At 62.3% G+C, this 21,563-nt stretch carries 21 protein-coding genes; 17 read left to right on the top strand and 4 right to left on the bottom strand.

Features of this window, described 5'->3' with window-relative positions:
- Positions 1–47 precede the first annotated feature (47 nt).
- From NKJ91_RS08075 to trmB, 5 genes are all read left to right on the top strand, one after another.
- A complete protein-coding gene (locus tag NKJ91_RS08075; RefSeq protein ID WP_352455112.1) occupies positions 48–284 on the top strand; it encodes a VOC family protein in 237 nt (78 codons plus the stop codon).
- A 110-nt stretch (positions 285–394) separates the two neighbouring features.
- Positions 395–1,981, top strand: a complete 1,587-nt coding sequence (gene lnt, locus NKJ91_RS08080) for an apolipoprotein N-acyltransferase (protein WP_352455113.1) — start codon at positions 395–397, stop codon at positions 1,979–1,981.
- Between the two features lie 137 nt (positions 1,982–2,118).
- Positions 2,119–2,538, top strand: coding sequence for a helix-turn-helix domain-containing protein (locus tag NKJ91_RS08085; protein WP_023676895.1), 420 nt, complete (start codon positions 2,119–2,121; stop codon positions 2,536–2,538).
- 330 nt (positions 2,539–2,868) lie between these two features.
- Positions 2,869–4,158 carry a methionine adenosyltransferase gene (gene metK / locus NKJ91_RS08090; RefSeq protein WP_023676896.1) on the top strand — a complete coding sequence of 430 codons (1,290 nt, stop codon included), beginning with the start codon at positions 2,869–2,871 and terminating at the stop codon, positions 4,156–4,158.
- An 11-nt stretch (positions 4,159–4,169) separates the two neighbouring features.
- Positions 4,170–4,871, top strand: a complete 702-nt coding sequence (trmB, locus tag NKJ91_RS08095; protein WP_352455114.1) for a tRNA (guanine(46)-N(7))-methyltransferase TrmB — start codon at positions 4,170–4,172, stop codon at positions 4,869–4,871.
- 60 nt (positions 4,872–4,931) lie between these two features.
- On the opposite strand, the gene NKJ91_RS08100 is transcribed toward trmB, so the two are convergent.
- Positions 4,932–5,129, bottom strand: coding sequence for a hypothetical protein (locus tag NKJ91_RS08100; protein ID WP_352455155.1), 198 nt, complete (start codon positions 5,127–5,129; stop codon positions 4,932–4,934).
- Between the two features lie 247 nt (positions 5,130–5,376).
- Here NKJ91_RS08100 and rimP point away from each other — a divergent pair, with 247 nt between their 5' ends.
- The 10 genes from rimP (at position 5,377) to NKJ91_RS08150 (ending at position 17,756) form a co-directional block, all read left to right on the top strand.
- Complete coding sequence (gene rimP / locus NKJ91_RS08105; protein WP_352455115.1) at positions 5,377–6,009, top strand: ribosome maturation factor RimP; 633 nt, start codon at positions 5,377–5,379, stop codon at positions 6,007–6,009.
- 47 nt (positions 6,010–6,056) lie between these two features.
- On the top strand, positions 6,057–7,652 hold the full coding sequence (nusA, locus tag NKJ91_RS08110) for a transcription termination factor NusA (protein WP_023676901.1): 1,596 nt from the start codon (positions 6,057–6,059) through the stop codon (positions 7,650–7,652).
- A gap of 38 nt (positions 7,653–7,690) precedes the next feature.
- A complete protein-coding gene (locus NKJ91_RS08115) occupies positions 7,691–8,341 on the top strand; it encodes an RNA-binding protein (protein WP_352455116.1) in 651 nt (216 codons plus the stop codon).
- Positions 8,338–10,905 (top strand): translation initiation factor IF-2, encoded by a 2,568-nt coding sequence (gene infB, locus NKJ91_RS08120; RefSeq protein ID WP_352455117.1) that lies wholly within the window; start codon positions 8,338–8,340, stop codon positions 10,903–10,905. Before NKJ91_RS08115 ends, infB begins: the two co-directional genes overlap by 4 nt.
- Positions 10,906–11,028: 123 nt before the next feature.
- Entirely contained in the window at positions 11,029–11,454 is a 426-nt protein-coding gene (gene rbfA, locus NKJ91_RS08125; RefSeq protein ID WP_023676904.1) for a 30S ribosome-binding factor RbfA, read from the top strand.
- Positions 11,454–12,407, top strand: a complete 954-nt coding sequence (truB, locus tag NKJ91_RS08130; RefSeq protein ID WP_352455118.1) for a tRNA pseudouridine(55) synthase TruB — start codon at positions 11,454–11,456, stop codon at positions 12,405–12,407. The genes rbfA and truB overlap by 1 nt, the downstream gene beginning before the upstream one ends.
- A gap of 133 nt (positions 12,408–12,540) precedes the next feature.
- Positions 12,541–13,635, top strand: coding sequence for a magnesium/cobalt transporter CorA (gene corA / locus NKJ91_RS08135; protein WP_352455119.1), 1,095 nt, complete (start codon positions 12,541–12,543; stop codon positions 13,633–13,635).
- Positions 13,636–13,775: 140 nt separating this feature from the next.
- The gene (gene rpsO / locus NKJ91_RS08140) at positions 13,776–14,087 is read left to right on the top strand and encodes a 30S ribosomal protein S15 (protein ID WP_280940423.1); all 312 of its coding nucleotides are present in this window, start codon (positions 13,776–13,778) and stop codon (positions 14,085–14,087) included.
- Between the two features lie 418 nt (positions 14,088–14,505).
- Entirely contained in the window at positions 14,506–16,653 is a 2,148-nt protein-coding gene (pnp, locus tag NKJ91_RS08145) for a polyribonucleotide nucleotidyltransferase (RefSeq protein ID WP_352455120.1), read from the top strand.
- Between the two features lie 89 nt (positions 16,654–16,742).
- Positions 16,743–17,756 (top strand): class I SAM-dependent methyltransferase, encoded by a 1,014-nt coding sequence (locus NKJ91_RS08150; protein ID WP_352455121.1) that lies wholly within the window; start codon positions 16,743–16,745, stop codon positions 17,754–17,756.
- 36 nt (positions 17,757–17,792) lie between these two features.
- Here NKJ91_RS08150 and fabI read toward each other — a convergent pair whose 3' ends face one another.
- From fabI to fabA, 3 genes are all read right to left on the bottom strand, one after another.
- Positions 17,793–18,605 carry an enoyl-ACP reductase FabI gene (gene fabI / locus NKJ91_RS08155; RefSeq protein WP_023676910.1) on the bottom strand — a complete coding sequence of 271 codons (813 nt, stop codon included), beginning with the start codon at positions 18,603–18,605 and terminating at the stop codon, positions 17,793–17,795.
- 13 nt (positions 18,606–18,618) lie between these two features.
- On the bottom strand, positions 18,619–19,839 hold the full coding sequence (gene fabB / locus NKJ91_RS08160) for a beta-ketoacyl-ACP synthase I (protein WP_023676911.1): 1,221 nt from the start codon (positions 19,837–19,839) through the stop codon (positions 18,619–18,621).
- A 123-nt stretch (positions 19,840–19,962) separates the two neighbouring features.
- The gene (gene fabA / locus NKJ91_RS08165) at positions 19,963–20,481 is read right to left on the bottom strand and encodes a 3-hydroxyacyl-[acyl-carrier-protein] dehydratase FabA (protein ID WP_023676912.1); all 519 of its coding nucleotides are present in this window, start codon (positions 20,479–20,481) and stop codon (positions 19,963–19,965) included.
- 240 nt (positions 20,482–20,721) lie between these two features.
- Between fabA and irrA the strand changes: the two genes are divergently transcribed.
- Both irrA and NKJ91_RS08175 read left to right on the top strand, forming a co-directional pair.
- Positions 20,722–21,153 (top strand): iron response transcriptional regulator IrrA, encoded by a 432-nt coding sequence (gene irrA, locus NKJ91_RS08170; RefSeq protein ID WP_023676913.1) that lies wholly within the window; start codon positions 20,722–20,724, stop codon positions 21,151–21,153.
- Between the two features lie 10 nt (positions 21,154–21,163).
- Positions 21,164–21,523: a DUF4260 domain-containing protein gene (locus NKJ91_RS08175; RefSeq protein ID WP_023676914.1), complete on the top strand. Its 360-nt coding sequence runs from the start codon at positions 21,164–21,166 to the stop codon at positions 21,521–21,523.
- Positions 21,524–21,563 lie beyond the last annotated feature (40 nt).

Below are 21,563 nucleotides of genomic sequence, written 5' to 3' on the forward strand. Positions count from 1 at the left end.
CACTCGACTTAGGCTCCGGCGTCTTCTACCAGGATCCGCAGGCCGCATTGACCTGGCTTGAAAAGGCGTTCGGCTTCGAGCCGAGCATGGTTGGCAGCGATGCCGATGGCAGGCTCGTCCATTCCGAGATGCGGTTCGTCGATTCCGAATGGGCCGACCGTATAGCCAGCCCGGCTTCAGTTGCAGGCAAGAACACGCGCGCGATCCTGAAGGCCATGTCTGGACCTTTTCCCAGACTGTCGGCTCTGTCCCACGCGAAGAGGCTGAGCGGCTGGGCGGGCTGAAGATACAAGGCTGGCATCGATAGCTATGAGCGGACTAGGTCGCCCGGTTTGGAGCCAAGCCCGCGGCCTGATAAATCTTGCTTCCTGATTCGCACGACTCGGAAGCATAGATGGAGCGCCAGGCCGGCCGGATAATTCTGCTTTGGGGCTGGCGGCGCGCGCTGGTGGCGTTTCTTGCCGGGGCGCTGTCGGTTCTTGCCCAGGCGCCGTACGATTTCTTCGCCGTCTGTTTCGTTTCGTTTCCCCTGCTGGTGTGGCTACTCGACGGCGCGACCGGCGAAGCCTCGGACGGTTTTCCGCGACGCTTGCTGCCGGCTTTCGCCATCGGCTGGTGGTTCGGTTTCGGCTACTTTCTTGCCGGTCTCTGGTGGGTCGGCTCGGCGCTTCTGGTCGAGGCCGACAGCTTCGCCTGGGCCTTGCCGTTCGCGGTGGTCGGCATCCCCCTCGCGCTCGCCTTCTTCTATGGCTTCGCCGCCGTGGTCGCCCGGCTGTTGTGGAGCAACGACATCGGCCGCATCGCCGCGCTCGCCTTCGGCTTTGCCTTGGCGGAATGGCTGCGCGGCTTCCTGTTCACCGGCTTTCCCTGGAATGCCGTCGGCTATGCGGCGATGCCGGTGCCTTTGCTGATGCAGAGCGTATCGGTGACCGGCATGGTCGGCATGGACGCGCTTGCGGTCTTCGTCTTTGCGCTGCCGGCGCTGCTTGCGGCGCGCCGGCATCTCCGCCTCGGCGCGGCATTGCTTGTCGTTCTCGTCGCCGCCCATGCCGGCTTCGGCTATATCCGGCTCGCCGCCCCCGAAAAGCCGGCCGCCCGCAGCCTTGAAGTCCGTATCGTGCAGCCTGCCGTCGACCTTACGGAAAAATGGGATACCTCGGTGCGTGACCGTATCTTCGCCACCATGATGGGGCTTTCGGCCAAGGCGCCGGAACCCGGCCATGACAGGCCGCAATTGATCCTGTGGCCGGAGACGTCCGTGCCGTTTCTGTTCACCGAACGTGCGGATGCCCTGCCTGCGATCGGAGAGATGCTTGGCGATGGCCAGATGCTGGTCGCCGGCGTCGTTCGCGAGGAAGGCGGCTCGGCGGCCGGCAGCCGTTACTACAACTCTGTGGTGGCCATCGACGAAAGGGGCGAAATCGTCGATGCCGTCGACAAGGTCCACCTGGTACCCTTCGGCGAATACCTGCCTTTCGCCGATCTGCTCGGCCGCTTCGGGCTTGAGCAGCTTGTTGCCGGTCCAATGACCTTCGCGGCGGGCAATGAGCGGCATCCGATCGCGCTGCCCGGCGGTATCCGGGCGCTGCCGTTTATTTGCTATGAGGTCATCTTTCCCGATCTGGTCGCAGTTGACGCAACGTCAGCCGAGCTTATTGTGAACGTCACCAATGACGCCTGGTTCGGCGACACGCCGGGGCCGTACCAGCACTTCAGGCAGGCGCAGATCCGGGCGGTGGAGAATGGGGTGCCCCTGTTGCGCGCGGCTAATAACGGCATTTCGGCCGTTGTCGACCCGCGCGGTCGCATCGTCGACGCGCTGGCAATCGATGCACGCGGCGCGATCGATGTGCGTGTGCCGATCTCCGACCAAGCCATCGTTTCCTCCGGCCAACGACGCATTAACGGAATGCTGATCATGTTTTTGCTTGCCGTTGCGGCATGCATTTTGAACGTAAGGCAAAGGCTACGGGCGAATTGACAGCCGACACATTAGAAACTCATACTGTAAGCGCCTGAAAATTTTCGAAGTCGATAAGGTCGTTCTGTTGGGGCACGGGCCGCGGCGTCGTTTGGGCAGCAAAATAGAAAAAGCCGGAAAAATTCGGCGAGGAAAAAATGACAGAAGAAAACAAGAAAAAGCCGAATCCGATCGACATCCACGTCGGAAGCCGCATCCGGCTTCGCCGCAATATGCTGGGAATGAGCCAGGAAAAACTGGGTGAAAACCTCGGCATAACGTTCCAGCAGATCCAAAAGTACGAAAAGGGCACCAATCGCGTCGGCGCCAGCCGTTTGCAGGCAATCGCCTCCATACTCGGCGTCCCCGTCGCCTTCTTTTTCGAGGATGCGCCCGGTCAGGAGCCCGTGGGCAACCGTGGATTTGCCGAGGATGCTTCGATGACCTCCGCCGTCGAATTCTGCGGCAGCCCGGAAGGCCTCCAGCTGAATCGCGCCTTCGTCAAGATCGCCGACGTGAAAGTGCGCCGCAAGATCATTGAGCTGGTGAAGTCGCTTTCCACCGACGAAGTCGATTGACTGGCCCGTGAAGAGTTCAACAAGGAAGGGGTCGTCGTAGCTGGGCATGCAATTTCTCGCGGCTGCGCGCATTGAGGGATGTTCATTCCGCAGATGCGCTAAAGCGCAGATCGATTTCGCTCGACACGCTTTCTCGAAGCCGTTTTCCTCAGTCTGTTGGTGCAAGGGCTGATCGCAGTGCGCCCTGCCGCCGTCTCGGGGTGCAAAGATAATAACGTCAAAATTCATGCCAGAACGGCTGCATGGCTTGACGAGCGACGCCCGGCACCGTTAACAACTGGCGCGCCAAAATCGGCGGCCTGCCGATATTTTTTTCAAGAGGGGACACCCGTGACGCGGCACAATTACTTCTTCACCTCGGAATCCGTTGCCGAGGGCCATCCCGACAAGGTCTGCGACCGCATCTCCGACGAGATTGTCGATCTCGTCTATCGCGAAGCCAGAAAGACCGGCATGGACCCGTGGAAGGTCCGCGTTGCCTGCGAGACGCTTGCGACGACCAATCGCGTTGTCATCGCCGGCGAGGTGCGCGTCCCCGAGACGCTGCTCAAGAAGGACAAGGAGGGCAACGTCCTGAAGGATGCGGCCGGCCATCCGATTGTCAACCCGGCCAAGTTCAAGTCGGTCGCTCGCAAGGCGATCCGCGAAATCGGCTACGAGCAGGCCGGCTTCCACTGGAAGACAGCCAAGATCGAGGTCCTGCTGCACGGCCAGTCGCCGGATATCGGCCAAGGCGTCGACAACGCCTCCGACCGGCAAGGCGAGGAGGGAGCCGGCGACCAGGGCATCATGTTTGGCTATGCCTGCCGCGAAACCCCGGACCTGATGCCGGCGCCGATCTATTACAGCCACAAGATCCTCGAATTGCTGGCGGCTGCGCGCCACGAAGGCAGCGGTGATGCCGGCAGGCTCGGGCCGGATGCCAAGAGCCAGGTCACCGTCCGCTATGTCGACGGCAAAGCGGCGGAAGTGACGCAGATCGTGCTGTCGACCCAGCATCTCGATGAGACGTGGGATTCGAAGAAGGTGCGCAACGTCGTCGAGCCCTATATTCGCGAAGCACTGGGCGACCTGAAGATTGCCGACAATTGCAACTGGTACATCAATCCGACCGGCAAGTTCGTCATCGGCGGGCCTGATGGCGACGCCGGCCTGACCGGCCGCAAGATCATCGTCGACACTTATGGTGGGGCTGCGCCTCATGGCGGCGGCGCTTTTTCTGGCAAGGACACCACCAAGGTCGACCGCTCGGCGGCCTATGCGGCGCGTTATCTCGCCAAGAACGTGGTTGCCGCAAAGCTCGCCGATCGCTGCACCATCCAGCTTTCCTATGCGATCGGTGTCGCCCAGCCGCTGTCGATCTACGTCGACCTGCACGGCACCGGCAAGGTCGACGAGGCAAAACTCGAGCGTGCACTGCGCGCAGTGATGGACCTGTCGCCGTCCGGCATCCGCCGCCACCTCGATCTCAACAAGCCGATCTATGCCAAGACGTCGTCCTACGGCCATTTTGGCCGCAAGGCCGGCCGCGACGGATCCTTCTCCTGGGAGAAGACCGATCTCGCCAAGGCGCTCAAGGACGCTCTCGCCGAACCGGTCGCCGAAGCAGTCGCCGCCTAACCGCGGCGCCTATGGATCCGAAGGACCGGCCAAGCCGTGCGACCGAGGCCTTTTTCGGTCGCCGGCGCGGCAAGACCATTCGACCACAACAGGCAGCGGCGCTGGAGAGCGGCTTCGCCGCCTACAGGCTCGATCTGACGGTTGAACCGCCGGCCGACTTGCGCAGCCTTTTCGAAGCCGAAGTTTCGGCTGTCCAGCTCGAAATCGGTTTTGGCGGCGGCGAACATCTTCTGCACCGTGCTACGGCCAGCCAGGCGACCGGCTTTATCGGCGTCGAGCCTTTCGTCAACGGCATGGCCAAGATGATGATGGCGGTCCGGGAGCGGCCGCTTGCCAATCTGCGCGTCTATGACGACGACGCCACACGTCTGCTGGACTGGCTGCCGCAGGCTTCGCTTGACGGCATTGACCTTCTCTATCCGGATCCGTGGCCGAAGAAGAAGCACTGGAAGCGGCGCTTCGTCAGCCCGGTCAATCTCGACCGCTTCGCGCGCGTCCTGAGGCACGGCGGAAAGTTCCACTTTGCGTCCGATATCGACAGCTATGTGAACTGGACGCTCCTGCATTGCCGGGCGCACGACGCCTTCACGTGGCAGGCAAGCGAAGCAGCCGACTGGCACCGGCCCTATGATGGCTGGCCGGGGACGCGCTATGAGGCCAAGGCCATTCGCGAAGGCCGACGGCCCGCCTATCTCACATTCGTGCGCAAATAAGCGGGAAATTAGAGCTGAGCACAAGGCGAGCGGGCCGAAGGCTCTCGGCGCTCACTTGGCTCAGAAGCGACGGATTTTGTCGAAGGCTGCCGGCTCCATGCCGAGATTGCGCAGATCATGCGCACGCGGCTTGCGACCGCTTTCCACAGCCCGCGACGCGGCTACGGCGCTGCCGAACACGCTAAAGACATCGCCTATGGCTGAAAAAATCCACGATTGTTCATGATGGTACCCTTTCGAGCGCAGTGAGCGCTCCAATTGTGCAATGCAACATAGATAGTCGTGCGTGGCCGGTGCTCAAAGAGGGATCACTGCATGGGCGCCATGCATTTGGCGCAGCGCTGCGGACTCGGAGCCTTGCCGTCATGCAGGACGGGCTTGAAATGAGGACCACGATCGTCTATATCAGCTTCAAATTCTTGGTCGCTATGACGAAGAGTGGGTCCACCCGGTCCCGCTCTTTTTTATTACCTGCCGACCAACAGAAATCGAGTGACAGGACCGAATGACAGTGACGGCAAGCGAAGGCGACGACCGCATCATCCGCGAAAGCGGCATCGATGCGCGCATCGCGCTGATCGTTCAGCCGGTACTGCGCGCCATTGGCTTCCGCTTGGTACGTGTGCACCTGTCGGGCCAGAACGGGCTGACGCTGCAGATCATGGCCGAGCGCGAGGACGGCACGATGACGGTCGAGGATTGTGAAGAGGTCAGCCGGGCGGTGTCGCCGGCGCTCGATGTCGATGATCCGATCGAGAAGGCTTATCATCTCGAAGTGTCGTCGCCGGGCATCGACCGGCCGCTGGTCCGCAAATCGGACTTTGCAGCCTGGACCGGCCATCTGGTGAAGATGGAAACGTCGGTTCTCGTCGCCGACCGTAAGCGCTTCAAGGGCAAGATCGCCGAAAGCAACGCGGACGGTGTGCTGATCGAGCGTGACAAGGCCGCTTACGGCGAGGAGCCGACGGTACGTGTTCCCTACGATGCGATTGCCGAAGCGCGGCTGATTCTGACCGACGACCTTATCCGCGATGCGCTGTCGAAGGACAATCGGGCGCGCAAGGAAGCCAGGAAACGCCGCGGCGAACCCGAAGACGCACCAGAGGGTGCGGAAGACGAAACCGAACAGGAAATGTGATTGGGCTGCCGGCCGTAAAGGTCGGCAACAAGCTCGGGAGAAAGAAGATGGTTGTAAGCGCCAACAGGCTTGAACTGCTGCAGATCGCCGATGCGGTCGCGCGTGAAAAGTCGATCGACAAGTCGATCGTCATCGCCGCCATGGCCGATGCGATCCAGAAGGCCGCGCGCTCGCGCTACGGCCAGGAAACCAATATCCGCGCCGACATCAATGCCAACACCGGCGAGATGAAGCTGCAGCGGCTGATGGAAGTGGTCGAGAAGGTCGATGACTACGCGACGCAGATTGCCATTTCCTCGGCGCGCGAGCGCAATCCGGACGCCCAGCTCGGCGATTTCATTGCCGAACAGCTACCGCCGATGGATTTTGGCCGCATCGCCGCCCAGTCGGCCAAGCAGGTCATCGTGCAGAAGGTGCGCGAGGCCGAGCGCGACCGGCAATATGACGAATACAAGGACCGTATCGGCGAGATCGTCAACGGTACCGTCAAGCGCGTCGAATACGGCAACGTCATCGTCGATCTCGGCCGCGGCGAGGCGATCATCCGCCGCGACGAGCTGATTCCGCGCGAAAACTACAAGTATGGCGATCGCGTCCGCGCCTATGTCTATGACGTGCGCCGCGAACAGCGCGGCCCGCAGATCTTCCTGTCGCGCACCCATCCGCAGTTCATGGCGAAGCTGTTCACCATGGAAGTGCCGGAAATCTACGACGGCATCATCGAGATCAAGTCGGTCGCCCGCGATCCGGGTTCGCGCGCCAAGATCGCTGTCATCTCGCGCGACAGCTCCATCGATCCGGTCGGTGCCTGCGTCGGTATGCGCGGCAGCCGCGTCCAGGCGGTCGTCGGTGAATTGCAGGGCGAGAAGATCGACATCATTCCGTGGTCGCCTTCGGCGGCGTCCTTCATTGTCAATGCATTGCAGCCGGCGGAAGTCGCCAAGGTCGTGCTCGACGAGGATGCCGAGCGCATCGAGGTCGTCGTTCCCGACGATCAGCTGTCGCTGGCCATCGGCCGCCGCGGCCAGAACGTCCGTCTTGCCTCGCAGCTCACCGGCTGGGATATCGACATCCTGACCGAGCAGGAAGAGAGCGAACGCCGCCAGAAGGAATTCGTCGAACGGTCGTCGCTGTTCATGGAAGCCCTCGACGTCGACGAGATGGTCGGCCAGGTGCTCGCTTCCGAAGGCTTCACCAGCGTCGAGGAGGTCGCGTATGTCGACTCCGGCGAAATCGCGTCGATCGACGGCTTCGACGAGGACACGGCTTCGGAAATCCAGACCCGCGCCCGCGAATATCTGGAGAAGATCGAGGCCGAGCATGACGAGAAGCGCAAGGCGCTCGGCGTCAAGGACGAGCTGCGCGAGATTCCCGGCATCACAACCGCCATGATGGTGACGCTCGGCGAGGACGGCGTGAAGACGATCGAGGATTTCGCCGGCTACGCCGCCGACGACCTGACCGGTTGGAAGGAACGCAAGGACGGCGAGACGAAGGTATTCCCGGGTGTGCTCGCCAACCACGGCGTATCACGCGCCGATGCCGAGCAGATGGTCCTGGCCGCTCGCCTGAAGGCTGGCTGGATCACCGAAGACGAGCTTGCCGCCGAGGGCGTGCCGGCTGACGAAACCGTCGGTGCGTGAGGTGAAACCGCATCGCACCGAACCCGCCCTTGGACGAGATGAACGATCGCACCTGCATCGTCACCCGCAGGCAAGCCGAACCGGATGAACTGATCCGTTTCGTCGTCGGCCCGGATTCGGCCGTCGTTCCGGACATCAAGAGAAACCTGCCCGGCCGCGGTTGCTGGGTGACGGCCGACCGCCTACATATAGAAAAGGCAGCGGCCAAAAACCTGTTTGCCCGTGCTTTTAAGGCGCAGGTGAGCGTGCCGGCCGATCTTGGCGGCATGGTCGACGCGCTGCTTTCCAGGTCCGCTCTGGGCATGCTTGGCCTGGCCCGCAAGGCGGGCGCCATAGCACTCGGAGCGACCAAGGTCGAGAGCGCCGTGCGCGGCGGACTTGCACTTTTCGTGCTCCACGCGACCGAGGCTTCCGACGATGGCGTCCGCAAGATAAGCCAGGCGCGACGGGCAACCGTCCACCTCGGCGGGCCTGCGATCCGCGCTTACAAACTTTTCTCCGAGGCCGAGTTGAGCTTGGCATTGGGGGGTACAAATGTGATACATGCTGCCGTTCTCGCGGGAGACGCGGGCAGGGCGGTCCAGAAGCGCATGGTTGCGCTCGACCGATATCGGGGCGGTTCCCCGGACGATCTGGCAATGCTTGCGGCCGTTGCTGACGAAGATGATGCCGCAGAGGATATGGAATGAGCGATACGAAATCGGGCGACGACAAGACGCTGAGTGTTACGCCGAAGAAGACCTTGACGCTGAAGCGCCCCGGTATGGAACAGGGCACGGTGCGCCAGAACTTCTCGCACGGCCGCACCAAGTCGGTGGTCGTCGAGACCAAGAAGCGCAAGTTCTCGCTGCCCGGCGACAAGCCGGAGCCGGCGGCAGCGCCTGTGTCCATCTTCACGCCGAAGCCGGTCGCGGCAGCGCCTGCCGTGCAGGAAGCTCCCAAGGCGCCTCCCCCTCCGCCGCCGGTCGAACGCGGCGGCATGGTGCTGAACGAGTTGTCGCGCCAGGAAATGGAAGCACGCCGCCGGGCTCTCGAGGGCTCGAAGGTCCGCGATGTCGAGGATCGCCAGCGCGCCATCGAGGAAGCCAAGCGCCGCAGCGAGGACGAAGAGCGCCGCCGCCGCGAGCGCGAGGAATCGGCTCGCCGTCAGGCCGAGGAAGAGGCACGGCTGCAAGCCGAGGCCGAATCCCGCCGCCGTGCCGAGGAAGAGGCGCGCCGCCGTGCGCCGCTCGCCGCCGAACTGGCAACAGTCGATGACGAGGAAGAGGTCAAACCGAAGCGGACCGGTGCCGGCGCACCAGTGCGCCGTCTGGTCACGCCGGAAGTGGCGCGTCCGGCCAAACCGACCAAGGGCGAGGAAGACCGCCGCCGCGGCAAGCTGACGCTGAATTCGGCGCTTTCCGACGAGGATGCGCGCGCCCGCTCGCTCTCGTCGATGCGCCGCCGTCAGGAGAAATTCAAGCGCGCGTTGCATAACGAGCCACGCGAGAAAGTCATGCGTGAAGTGATCCTGCCCGAAACCATCACCATCCAGGAGCTGGCGCAGCGCATGTCCGAGCGCGCTGTCGACGTGGTCAAGTTCTTCATGAAGCAGGGCCAGATCCTGAAGCCTGGTGACGTCATCGACGCCGACACGGCCGAACTCGTCGCCACCGAATTTGGCCACACGGTCCGCCGCGTCGCCGAGTCCGACATCGAAGAGGGCTTGTTCAACATCGCCGATCGTCCCGAGGACCTGCAGCCGCGTCCGCCGGTGGTAACGATCATGGGCCATGTCGATCACGGCAAGACCTCGTTGCTCGATGCCATCCGCAATGCCAACGTCGTCTCCGGCGAGGCCGGCGGCATTACCCAGCATATCGGCGCCTATCAGGTCGAGAAGAACGGTCACAAGGTTACCTTCATCGACACGCCCGGCCACGCCGCCTTCACGGCGATGCGTGCCCGCGGTGCCCAGGCGACCGATATCGCCATCCTCGTGGTGGCAGCTGACGACAGCGTCATGCCGCAGACGATCGAATCGATCAATCACGCCAAGGCGGCCGGCGTTCCGATCATTGTGGCGATCAACAAGATCGACAAGCATGACGCCGACCCGCAGAAGGTGCGTTCGGAACTGCTGCGCCACGAGGTGTTCGTCGAATCCATGGGCGGTGAGGTGCTGGATGTCGAGGTGTCGGCGACCAAGGGCATCAATCTCGACAAGTTGCTCGAAGCGATCCTGCTGCAGGCCGAAATCCTCGACCTGAAGGCCAATCCGGACCGCACCGCCGAAGGCGTGGTCATCGAAGCCCAGCTCGACAAGGGCCGCGGCCCAGTCGCTACCGTGCTGGTGCAGACCGGCACGTTGATGCCGGGCGACATTCTCGTCGCCGGCAACGAATGGGGCCGGGTACGCGCGCTCGTCAATGATCGCGGCGAGCAGGTCAAGGAAGCGCCGCCGGCAATACCGGTGGAGGTGCTCGGCCTGCAAGGCACGCCGCAGGCCGGCGACCGCTTCGCCGTGGTCAACAACGAGGCCCGCGCCCGCGAGATCACCGAATACCGCCAGCGTCTGGCACGCGAGAAGGCGGTTGCCAGGCATGCCGGCCAGCGCGGTTCGCTGGAGCAGATGATGTCGCAGTTGCAGACCAGCGGACTGAAAGAATTCCCGCTGGTTATCAAGGGCGACGTGCAGGGTTCGATCGAGGCGATCAACGCGGCGCTGGACAATCTCGGCACCGACGAGGTGCGTGCGCGCATCGTCCATGCGGGAGCCGGCGGTATCACCGAAAGCGACGTGTCGCTGGCGGAGACCTCGGGGGCCGCGATCATCGGCTTCAACGTTCGCGCCAATGTGCAGGCGCGTGCGGCAGCGGCCGCGGCAGGCATCGAGATCCGCTACTACTCCATCATCTACAATCTCGTGGATGACGTGAAGGCGGCGCTCTCCGGCCTGCTCTCGCCGGAGCGTCGCGAGACCTTCATCGGCAATGCCGAGATCCTCGAGATCTTCGACATCACCAAGGTCGGCAAGATCGCCGGCTGCCGTGTCACCGAAGGCAAGGTCGAGCGTGGTGCGGGCGTGCGCCTGATCCGCGACAACGTCGTCATCCACGAAGGCACGCTGAAGACCCTGAAGCGCTTCAAGGACGAGGTTTCGGAAGTTCCGGGCGGCCAGGAATGCGGCATGGCCTTCCAGAACTACGAGGACATGCGCGTCGGTGACGTCATCGAGTGCTTCCGCGTCGAGATGGTGACCAGGACGCTCTGAGCTCGAACGTTCGAGTTCGGGCATCCATCGAGACCGGGCGGTGGTCGAAAGACCGCCGCCCAAACCATATGAGACATGTGGTGCGGTCCTATCCCGCGCCCCACGATTTCAGGATAGAGAAAAATGCCCCGTTCAATCACATCAGGCCCATCCCAGCGCATGCTTCGCGTAGGCGAGCAGGTGCGCCATGCTCTGTCGGAAACCTTGCAGCGCGGCGAGATCCTCGATCCGCTGATCGAGAACACGGTGGTTTCGGTCTCGGAAGTGCGCATGTCGCCCGATCTCAAGATCGCCACCGCCTTCGTTTCGCCGCTCGGCGCCAAGGATGCCGGGGCGGTGATCGAGGCGCTCAACAAGCATGCGAAGTTCGTGCGCGGCCGCGTCTCCGGCGCGCTGCGCCAGATGAAGTACATGCCGGAATTCCGCTTCCGGCTCGACACCAGCTACGACAATTTCCAGAAGATAAACGAGTTGCTGCACTCGCCCGAAGTGGCGCGCGATCTCAGCGCCGACGACAAAGACAAAGACGACCGGAAGGACAGCGAATAGTGGCGCGTCGCGGCAAGAAGAAGGGCCGGCCGATCTCGGGCTGGCTGGTACTGGACAAGCCGGTCGGCATGGGCTCGACTGAAGCCGTCTCCAAGATCAAATGGCTGTTCCAGGCGGAAAAGGCCGGCCATGCCGGCACGCTCGACCCGCTGGCGTCCGGCATGCTGCCGATCGCGCTCGGCGAAGCGACCAAGACCGTGCCATACGTCCAGGACGGCGCCAAGGTCTACCGCTTCACGGTTGCCTGGGGCGAGGAGCGTTCGACCGACGACCTCGAAGGCCCGGCGACCAAAAGCTCGGACCGCCGTCCGGCGGAAGCCGACGTACGGGCGCTGCTTTCGAAATATACCGGCGTCATCATGCAGACGCCGCCGCAATTTTCGGCGATCAAGATCGCCGGCGAGCGCGCCTACGACCTTGCCCGCGATGGCGAGACGATCGACATTCCGGCACGCGAGGTCGAGATCGGCCGGCTCGATCTGGTCGAGCACATGGCCGATCGCACGATCTTCGAGGTCGAATGCGGCAAGGGCACCTATGTCCGCTCGCTGGCGCGCGACATGGGCCGCGACCTTGGCTGCTTTGGTCACATCGCCGAGCTGCGGCGGGTCGAGGTCGAGCCGTTCACGCAGGAAGATTTCGTTACCCTGGCCGAGCTGGAAGCCGCCCGCTTCGGCGAGCAGGGCGAGCCGCAAGAAGCAGACGCCCCGATCGACTTCGGTGCCATCGATGCACTTCTGGTCGACACCGCCGCCGCGCTCGAATGCCTGCCGCAGGTCGCGATCAGCGATGATGCGGCAACCAAAATCCGCCTCGGCAATCCGGTCATCATTCGCGGCCGTGACGCGCCGGTAGAAGCGGAGGAGGCCTGCGCCACCGCGCGCGGCAAGCTGGTCGCCATCGGCGCCATCGAGCAAGGCATGTTCAAGCCAAAGCGGGTCTTTATCGGGTAACAGCTGTCTCTCGGCGCATGATCTCCAACCGGATTCTATTTTGGGAAAGGATCATGCGCTAAATCAACAGGGCGACGGCGTCGTTTGCCGTCCGAAGGGATGCGCGGCACCGACGCTGCATTCGAGGGGGCACATGGCAAAGGCTGAGACGGGCAGGAAGCGGGCGGTGCTCAACACACGGCGGCCGCCCGTCGGGGCTTCGCCCGGCACGCTGATCGCCGACCCGGCGGCACGCCGTTCCGAGCTTAGGCTGACATTGATCTCGCCCGAAAAGTTCAAGACCATCGACAATGCCAGCATCGACGACGTCAACACCCATTGCCACAATTGGCCGGTTATCTGGCTCGATTGCACAGGCCTCGCCAACATCCAGCTGATCGAGGAGATCGGCCGGATCTTCAACCTGCATCCGTTGGCGCTGGAAGATGTCGTCAACACCGGCCAGCGGCCGAAGGTGGATTTCTTCGAGGACCATGCCTTTGTCGTCGTCAGGATGATCGACGATGTCACCGCGCATCGCTACGAACAGATCGCCGTCTTCTTCGGCAGGAACTTCGTCGTCACCTTCCAGGAGCGCGAAGGCGACCCGTTCGATCCCGTGCGCAAGCGGATCGCAAGCTCGGTGCCCAACCGCTTGCGCTCGCGCGGCGCCGACTATCTCGCCTATGCTTTGATCGACGCCATCGTCGACAGCTATTTCCCGCCGATCGAGGCTGCCGGCGAATTGGTCGACAGCATTGAGGACCAGATGCTGAACCAGGCGCACAAGCATCAGATGCGGCAGCTTCACGAATTGCGGCGCGATGCCAATGTGCTGAAGGGCGTGCTTTGGCCGATGCGCGACGCGGTGGCGACCATGATCCGCAACGACGTCTCTTATGTGAAGGCCGAAACCAAGATATTTCTGAACGACACGCTCGATCATTCGCTGCGATTGATCGAACTGGTCGAAACCCAGCGCGACATGCTGACCGGCCTGATCGAGATGCACTTGTCGCTCAGCCAGGCGCGCACCAACGACGTCATCAGCTATCTGACGATCGTCTCGGTGATCTTCATGCCGCTTACCTTTCTCGTCGGCGTATGGGGCATGAATTTCGACCCCGACACCTCGCCCTGGAACATGCCGGAGCTGAAAGCCTATTACGGCTATCCCCTGTCGCTCGTCTTCATGGCGCTTGTTGCGGTCGGGCTCTTTGCGTACTTCAAATGGAAGAAATGGCTCTGACTAGGCGGAAGTGCCCGTTTATGCAGCAAAAAGCCGGCTTGTGAATTAGGCTGGCCTTTTTGTCGGAATTGCACTATATGCGCCCCAGCCTCGCGCTTTGACGCGTTGCTTGCACCGGCCCCTGCTGGACGACATCCCGGCTGAGGGCGTCCCGTTTCCTCAAACAGACAAGGAAAAACACGATGTCGATTACTGCCGAACGCAAGAAGGAATTGATGGGCGAATTCGCAACCGCCAAGGGCGATACCGGGTCTCCGGAAGTCCAGGTGGCCATCCTTTCGGAGCGCATCAAGAACCTGACCGACCATTTCAAGGACCACAAGAAGGATAACCATTCCCGCCGTGGTCTGCTCGCTCTCGTTTCCCAGCGCCGCAGCCTGCTTGATTATCTCAAGCGCAAGGACGACGCGCGCTATCAGACGCTGATCGAGAAGCTCGGTCTGCGCCGTTGACGAATTAACCGGCGGGTTCTTTCGAGAGCCCGCCGGTCGCGCATTGGAGCATCGGGTCATCCAAGGCTCCATGAAGGAAGTAGGAAGGAAGTAGAGCGCCGCGCATCGGTTTGGATGCGCAAAGGACGCTCTGAAGTTTAGATTTGCGCAGGATATTTTCCGAAAACCTGGTTTTCGGGTTCACGCGCAAGGCCACTCGGATCGATTGGCCAACCCGGTTTCGAAACAGCAGAGGGCCGCTCGAAACCGCCCATGGACGGTCATGGGGCAGGATTGCAGGACGCTCGTGCGGCACCGCGCCGAATAAGCCGAGCCTCCCGTTGTCTTGCCCGTGGCTGCCCGAGAAAGGAAGCCAAGGGAAAGGGGCATCCGCGCACGCTGAAACGGCGCGGCCCTTTCCGCATACGAAGGACAAGACATGTTCAATTACCACAAAGTGGAAATCGAATGGGGCGGCCGCCCGCTCATTCTCGAAACCGGCAAGATCGCGCGTCAGGCTGATGGCGCGGTGCTGGCCACCTACGGCGAAACCAAGGTTCTCGCCACCGTCGTCTCGATGAAAGAGCCGAAACCCGGCCTCGATTTCTTCCCGCTGACGGTCAACTACCAGGAGAAGACTTACGCCGCCGGCAAGATCCCGGGTGGCTATTTCAAGCGTGAAGGCCGTCCGAGCGAGAAGGAAACGCTGGTTTCCCGCCTGATCGACCGCCCGATCCGCCCGCTCTTCGCCGAAGGCTACAAGAACGACACCCAGATCGTCGTCACCGTCGTCCAGCACGATCTCGAAAATGACCCGGACATCCTGTCGATCGTCGCCACCTCCGCCGCCCTGACCTTGTCCGGCGTGCCGTTCATGGGCCCGGTTGGCGGCGCCCGCGTCGGCTACATCAACGGCGAATATGTGCTCAACCCGCATGTCGACGAGATGCAGGAATCGAAGCTCGACCTGGTCGTCGCCGGCACCGCCGACGCCGTGCTGATGGTCGAGTCCGAAGCCAAGGAACTCGGCGAGGACCGTATGCTTGGCGCCGTCATGTTCGGCCACAGGGGCTTCCAGCCGGTGATCGACGCGATCATCAAGCTGGCTGAAGTCGCGGCCAAGGACCCGCGCGACTTCACCGCGCCGGACTATTCCGCACTTGAAGCCGAGATGCTCAAGATCGTCGAAGGCGAGCTTCGCGACGCCTACAAGATCACCGACAAGCAGAAGCGCTATGCCGCCGTCGACGCCGTCAAGGCGAAGGTCAAGGCCGCGTTCGCGCCGGCAGAAGGCGAAGAGGCCAAATACACGTCCGAACAGATCGGCACCGTGTTCAAGGAGCTCCAGGCCAAGGTCGTGCGCTGGAACATCCTCGACACCGGCTCGCGCATCGACGGCCGCGACCTGAAGACGGTCCGCAAGATCGTCTCGGAAGTCGGCGTCCTGCCGCGCACGCACGGCTCGGCGCTGTTCACTCGCGGCGAGACCCAGGCACTGGTTGTCGCCACGCTCGGCACCGGCGAGGACGAGCAGTATGTCGATTCGTTGACCGGCATGTACAAGGAGAAGTTCCTCCTGCACTACAACTTCCCTCCCTATTCGGTCGGTGAAACCGGCCGCATGGGTTCGCCGGGCCGCCGCGAAATCGGCCATGGCAAGCTCGCCTGGCGCGCCATCCGGCCGATGCTTCCGACCGCCGACCAGTTCCCCTATACGTTGCGCGTCGTTTCGGAGATCACCGAGTCCAACGGCTCGTCGTCAATGGCTACCGTCTGCGGCACCTCGCTGGCTCTGATGGATGCCGGCGTGCCGCTTGCCAAGCCGGTCGCCGGCATTGCGATGGGCCTGATCAAGGAAGGCGAGCGCTTCGCCGTGCTCTCCGACATCCTTGGCGACGAGGACCACCTCGGCGACATGGACTTCAAGGTTGCCGGCACCGCCTACGGCATCACCTCGCTGCAGATGGACATCAAGATCGAGGGCATCACCGAGGAGATCATGAAGATCGCCCTCGACCAGGCCAAGGATGGCCGTCAGCACATTCTCGGCGAAATGGCCCACGCGCTGTCCGGCGCACGTGCCGAGCTCGGCGAGTTCGCGCCGCGCATCGAGGTCATGCACATCCCGACCGACAAGATCCGCGACGTGATCGGCTCGGGCGGCAAGGTCATCCGCGAGATCGTCGAAAAGACCGGCGCCAAAATCAACATCGAGGACGACGGCACCGTCAAGATCGCCTCGGCCAATGCCAAGGAGATCGAGGCGGCGAAGAAGTGGATACACACCATCGTCGCCGAGCCGGAAGTCGGTGAAATCTACGAAGGCACGGTCGTCAAGACCGCCGACTTCGGCGCCTTCGTCAATTTCTTCGGTCCGCGTGACGGCCTCGTCCACATCTCGCAACTCGCCAATGACCGCGTTGCCAAGACCTCCGATGTGGTCAAGGAAGGCGACAAGGTCTGGGTCAAGCTGATGGGCTTCGACGAGCGCGGCAAGGTCCGCCTGTCGATGAAGGTCGTCGACCAGGCCACCGGCAAGGAAATCGTGCGCGACAAGAAGAGCGAAGGCGAAGAAAACGCCGCCTAAGCTGATCTAACTATGCAATCTAAGCGGGCGCGCCGGAAGGTCGCGCCCGTTTGCGTTTCAACAACAGCCTTGCAGTTCAAGAGTGGTGAATGTCCGCCGAGCCGCTGAAAACGCTTTTCCATCCGTTCGAGGCCGGTGCTGTTTCCCTGCCAAGAAAGGATGAACGCATACTCTTTCTCGGTGCCGAGCCCGGCTTTCGCTTGCCGGAAGGGTTTGATGCCAAGCTTCATCTTGTCCAAGGCTTCAGGCCGCACTTTCGCGCCTTGCAGGCGTCCGGCTTCGCGGTCACGCCGCAGGTCGAAGGCGAGGCTTTCGACGCGGCATTTGTGCTCGCTGGCCGCCATCGCGGCCAAAACGAGTTGCGCGTTGCCGAAGCGGTCGAACGCGCAGCACCAGGCGGGTTGATCGTCGTCGCCGGCAGCAAGGACGATGGAATCGCCAGCCTGCGCAAGCATGTCGGCGCCCTTGTGCCGCTCGAAGGCCACCTGCCGAAGCATCACGGCATTGCCTTCTGGTTTCGCCGGCCGGCCGATACCGTTGCCGCGGCAACGCTTCGCGCCGCCAATCCGGACTTGGTGGTCGAGGACCGCTTCCGCACGGCCCCAGGCATGTTTTCCTTCGACAAGATCGATGCCGGATCGAAGCTGCTGGTCGAAAATCTGCCCAACGATCTGCGTGGCAGCGTTGCGGATTTCTGTGCCGGTTGGGGCTATGTCGCCGCCGAAGTCGCCGCCCGCTCACCCGGCATATCGGCGCTTGACCTTTACGAAGCGGATTTCGAGGCGCTGGAGGCGGCCAAGGCCAATGTCGGCAACACAGGCGTGGAGCCACGTTTCTTCTGGATAGATCTTTTGAGCGAACCGGTCGAGCGCCGCTACGACGTGGTCGTCATGAACCCGCCCTTTCACCGCAGCCGGGCGACTGAGCCGGAAATCGGTGCCGGCATGATCCGCGCGGCAGGCAAGGCGCTGAAGCCCGGCGGCCGGCTGTTCATGGTGGCAAACCGTCAGCTTCCCTACGAACCGGTGCTGGCGGCCGCCTTCTCCAGCCATGCGGAGCTCGCCCGCGACGGCATGTTCAAGGTCTTATCGGCGCGACGCTGAAATCCTGCGGGGCAAGCCGGCGATACGTCGCTCGCGCTATTCCCGCCCGCCGTCGGTCTGCTTCAATTCGTCGAGCGTCGGCATGGAAACGATGTGATAGCCGGAATCGACATAGTGGATTTCGCCGGTGACGCCGGAGGACAGGTCGGACAGCAAATAGAGCGCGGAGCCGCCGACTTCGTCGATCGTCACTGTACGACGTAGCGGCGAGTTGCGCTGCTGGTAGGAGAACATGTGGCGTGCGTCGGAAATCCCGGCGCCCGCAAGCGTCCGTACCGGTCCCGCCGATATGCCGTTCACCCTGATGCCGCGCGGGCCGTAGTCGTTGGCGAGATAGCGGACGCTGGCCTCCAGCCCCGCCTTGGCGACACCCATAACGTTGTAGTTCGGCATGACACGGACCGAACCGGCATAGGTCAGCGTGATCATCGAACCGCTATCCTTCATCAATGTGGCGGCGTGACGGGCGATCTCGGTGAAGGAGTAGCAGGAGATCACCATTGTGCGGATGAAGTTGTCGCGGCTCGTGTCGGCGTAGAGGCCTTTCAGCTCGTTCTTGTCGGAAAAGCCGATGGCATGGACGACGAAATCCAGCCCGCCCCACGCCTTCCCCAAAGTCTCGAAAGTCGCGGCGACCGACACGCTGTCCTCGACGTCGCAAGGCACCACCAGGGATGCGCCCAATTTCTCGGCGAGCGGCTTGACCCGGCGCCCGAAGGCCTCGCCCTGATAGGTGAAGGCGAGGTCCGCGCCATGTTCGGACAGTTTGCGGGCGATACCCCAGGCGATCGAATGATCGTTGGCAACACCCATGACAAGCCCGCGCTTGCCCTTCATCAATCCGTCCATGGTCGGCAAATCCTTATGCGGAATAGCGCTGGAAAATCAGCGTTGCGTTGGTGCCACCGAAACCGAACGAATTGGACAAAACGGTGTCGATCCTTGCATCGTCGATGCGCTTGCGCACGATCGGCATGCCCTCGAATTCCGGATCGAGGTTCTCAATGTGGGCGCTCTCGCCGATGAAGCCGCCTTGCATCATCAGGATCGAGTAGATCGATTCCTGCACGCCGGCGGCGCCCAGAGAATGGCCGGTTAGCGATTTGGTCGACGTGATGAAAGGCATCTTCTCGCCGAACACCTCGCGGATGGCGCCCATTTCCTTGGAGTCGCCGACCGGCGTCGAGGTGCCGTGCGTATTGATGTAGTCGACCGGCGAGGACACCGTTGCGAGCGCCTGCTTCATGCAGCGCGCCGCGCCTTCGCCCGACGGCGCCACCATGTCGTAGCCGTCCGATGTCGCGCCATAGCCGACGATCTCGGCATAGATCTTGGCGCCGCGTGCCTTGGCATGCTCGAGCTCTTCAAGAATCAGCACGCCGGCGCCGCCGGCAATGACGAAACCGTCGCGATCGACGTCGTAGGCGCGTGAGGCGACCGATGCTCTGTCGTTGAACTTGGACGACATGGCGCCCATGGCATCGAAGAGATCCGACATCGTCCAGTCGAGATCCTCATGGCCGCCGGCGAAGACGATGTCCTGCTTGCCCCACTGGATCAGCTCGTAGCCATTGCCGATGCAATGCGCAGACGTCGAGCAGGCTGATGAGATCGAATAGTTGACGCCGTGGATCTTGAACCAGGTGGCAAGCGTCGCCGACGCGGTCGACGACATCGCTTTTGGCACCGCGAACGGTCCGATCCGCTTGGGGCTGCCGTTTTTGATCGTGGTCTCGGCCGCCTCGACGATTGCACGGGTCGACGGTCCGCCGGAGCCCATCACGATGCCGGTGCGCTCGTTGGTGATGTCGGCCTCGTCGAGGCCGGCGTCTGCGATCGCCTGGTCCATTGCGACATGGTTCCAGGCAGCACCCTGCGACAGGAAGCGCATGGCGCGACGGTCGATCATGCCCGATGGGTCCAGCGTCGGCGCACCCCACACCCGGCAACGGAAGCCATGCTCGGCGAAAGAGTCGGAGAAGCTGATGCCGGACCTGGCATCGTGCAGCGAGGTCTGCACCTCGTTGGCATTGTTGCCTATCGACGACACGATGCCGAGACCTGTGACTACGACCCGTCTCATTCGCAACTCCTTCCAGCGCGGACCCCGAACCTGAAATCAATTTCCGGAATGGAACCATGCGCAAAATTAAAAGTGCTACAGCGTTCATCAGACGTCCAAGACGTCGTACTGTAGGGTCTTCGTTCAGACGGCGGCCGATTGCTTGGACAGACCGACCTTCAGATCCGTTGCCGCGTATATGGGCTCGCCATCTGCCTTCAGCCAGCCATCGGCGATGCCAAGCACAAGCCGACCGCGCATCACTCGCTTGAAGTCGACGCCATACTCCACCTTCTTGACCGAAGGCGTGACCATGCCTTTGAACCTCACCTCACCGGTCGACAGCGCCATCCCCTTGCCGGGTTCACCGAGCCATCCGAGATAGAACCCCGTCAACTGCCACATGGCGTCCAGGCCTAGGCATCCTGGCATGATCGGATTACCGATGAAATGGCAGGCGAAAAACCACAAATCCGGCTTGATATCGAATTCCGCGCGGATGAAACCCTTGTCGAACGCACCGCCGGTCTCGCTGATCTCGGTGATGCGGTCGAACATCAGCATCGGCGGATAGGGCAGCTGCGCATTTCCCGGTCCGAACAGCTCGCCGCGGGCGCAGGCAAGCAATTCCTCGTAACCGTAGCTGGATTTCGAACCCGCCATCAATCTCGTCCCCGTGATCGTCCCGGGCGATAGGCGCCCTTGTCGGTGGTTTCCTAACACAATCTGTTTCAGGCCGGAAACCGGCGCTTGCGCTTAACCTGCCCGTCTGCCCGGGTCAATGCGCGCTATTGATCGCATTCGGTCGACAGAATATATGTCAGGACACGTCCAGTTTCGGCAGATGCTCAATTTCTGCCATTTTGGACCTGTCTGAGGCGGAACTGTGAGCGCGACGGATAGATGGATCTGGGTTGCCGGAAGGATAATGTCGCTGTGGACAAGCGGGTTCGCGAGGCCGGTCTGAGGCCGACACGCCAGCGCATCGCGCTGGCCGATCTGCTTTTCGCCAAGGGCGACCGCCATCTTTCGGCCGAGGAACTGCACGAGGAGGCGCTTGCCGCCGGCGTGCCGGTGTCTCTGGCCACCGTCTACAATGCTCTGCACCAGTTTACCCAGGCCGGTCTTCTCCGCATCCTTGCCGTCGAGGGATCGAAGACTTATTTCGACACCAACACCTCCGATCACCATCATTTCTATATCGAGGGCGAAAACAGGATCTTCGATATCGACAGCGGCCCGGTGACGGTTTCCAACCTGCCGGAACCGCCGGAGGGCATGGAGATCGCCAATGTCGATATCGTGGTGAGACTGCGTCCGAAACGCTGCGACTGACCGGCGCCTTATGAAATTCCTGGATTTGACGCTCCGGCTCGAATGGGTCGCCGTCGCGGTGGCGGCTCTTGTCTTCTATGCAATCGCCGGTGTTTCCTGGTGGCTGTTTGCCGTGCTCATTCTGGCGCCCGACCTGTCGATGCTGGGTTACATGGCCGGGCCGCGCGTCGGGGCCGTCGCCTACAACGCCTTGCACATACTGATCTTGCCCGTTCTGCTGGCGCTTGTCGGCAGCGTCTTTGACAATGCAATGGCGATAGCTGTTGCGCTGATCTGGATCGCCCACATCGCCATCGACCGCGCTCTGGGCTATGGTTTGAAGCTGTCGAGCAGTTTCCAGGATACCCATCTCGGCCGCATCGGCCGCTAAACCATCCCCGAACCGAAGATCAGCGAAACAAAATGCCGGA

Source organism: Mesorhizobium sp. M0040 (assembly GCF_040323505.1).
GTDB lineage: Bacteria > Pseudomonadota > Alphaproteobacteria > Rhizobiales > Rhizobiaceae > Mesorhizobium.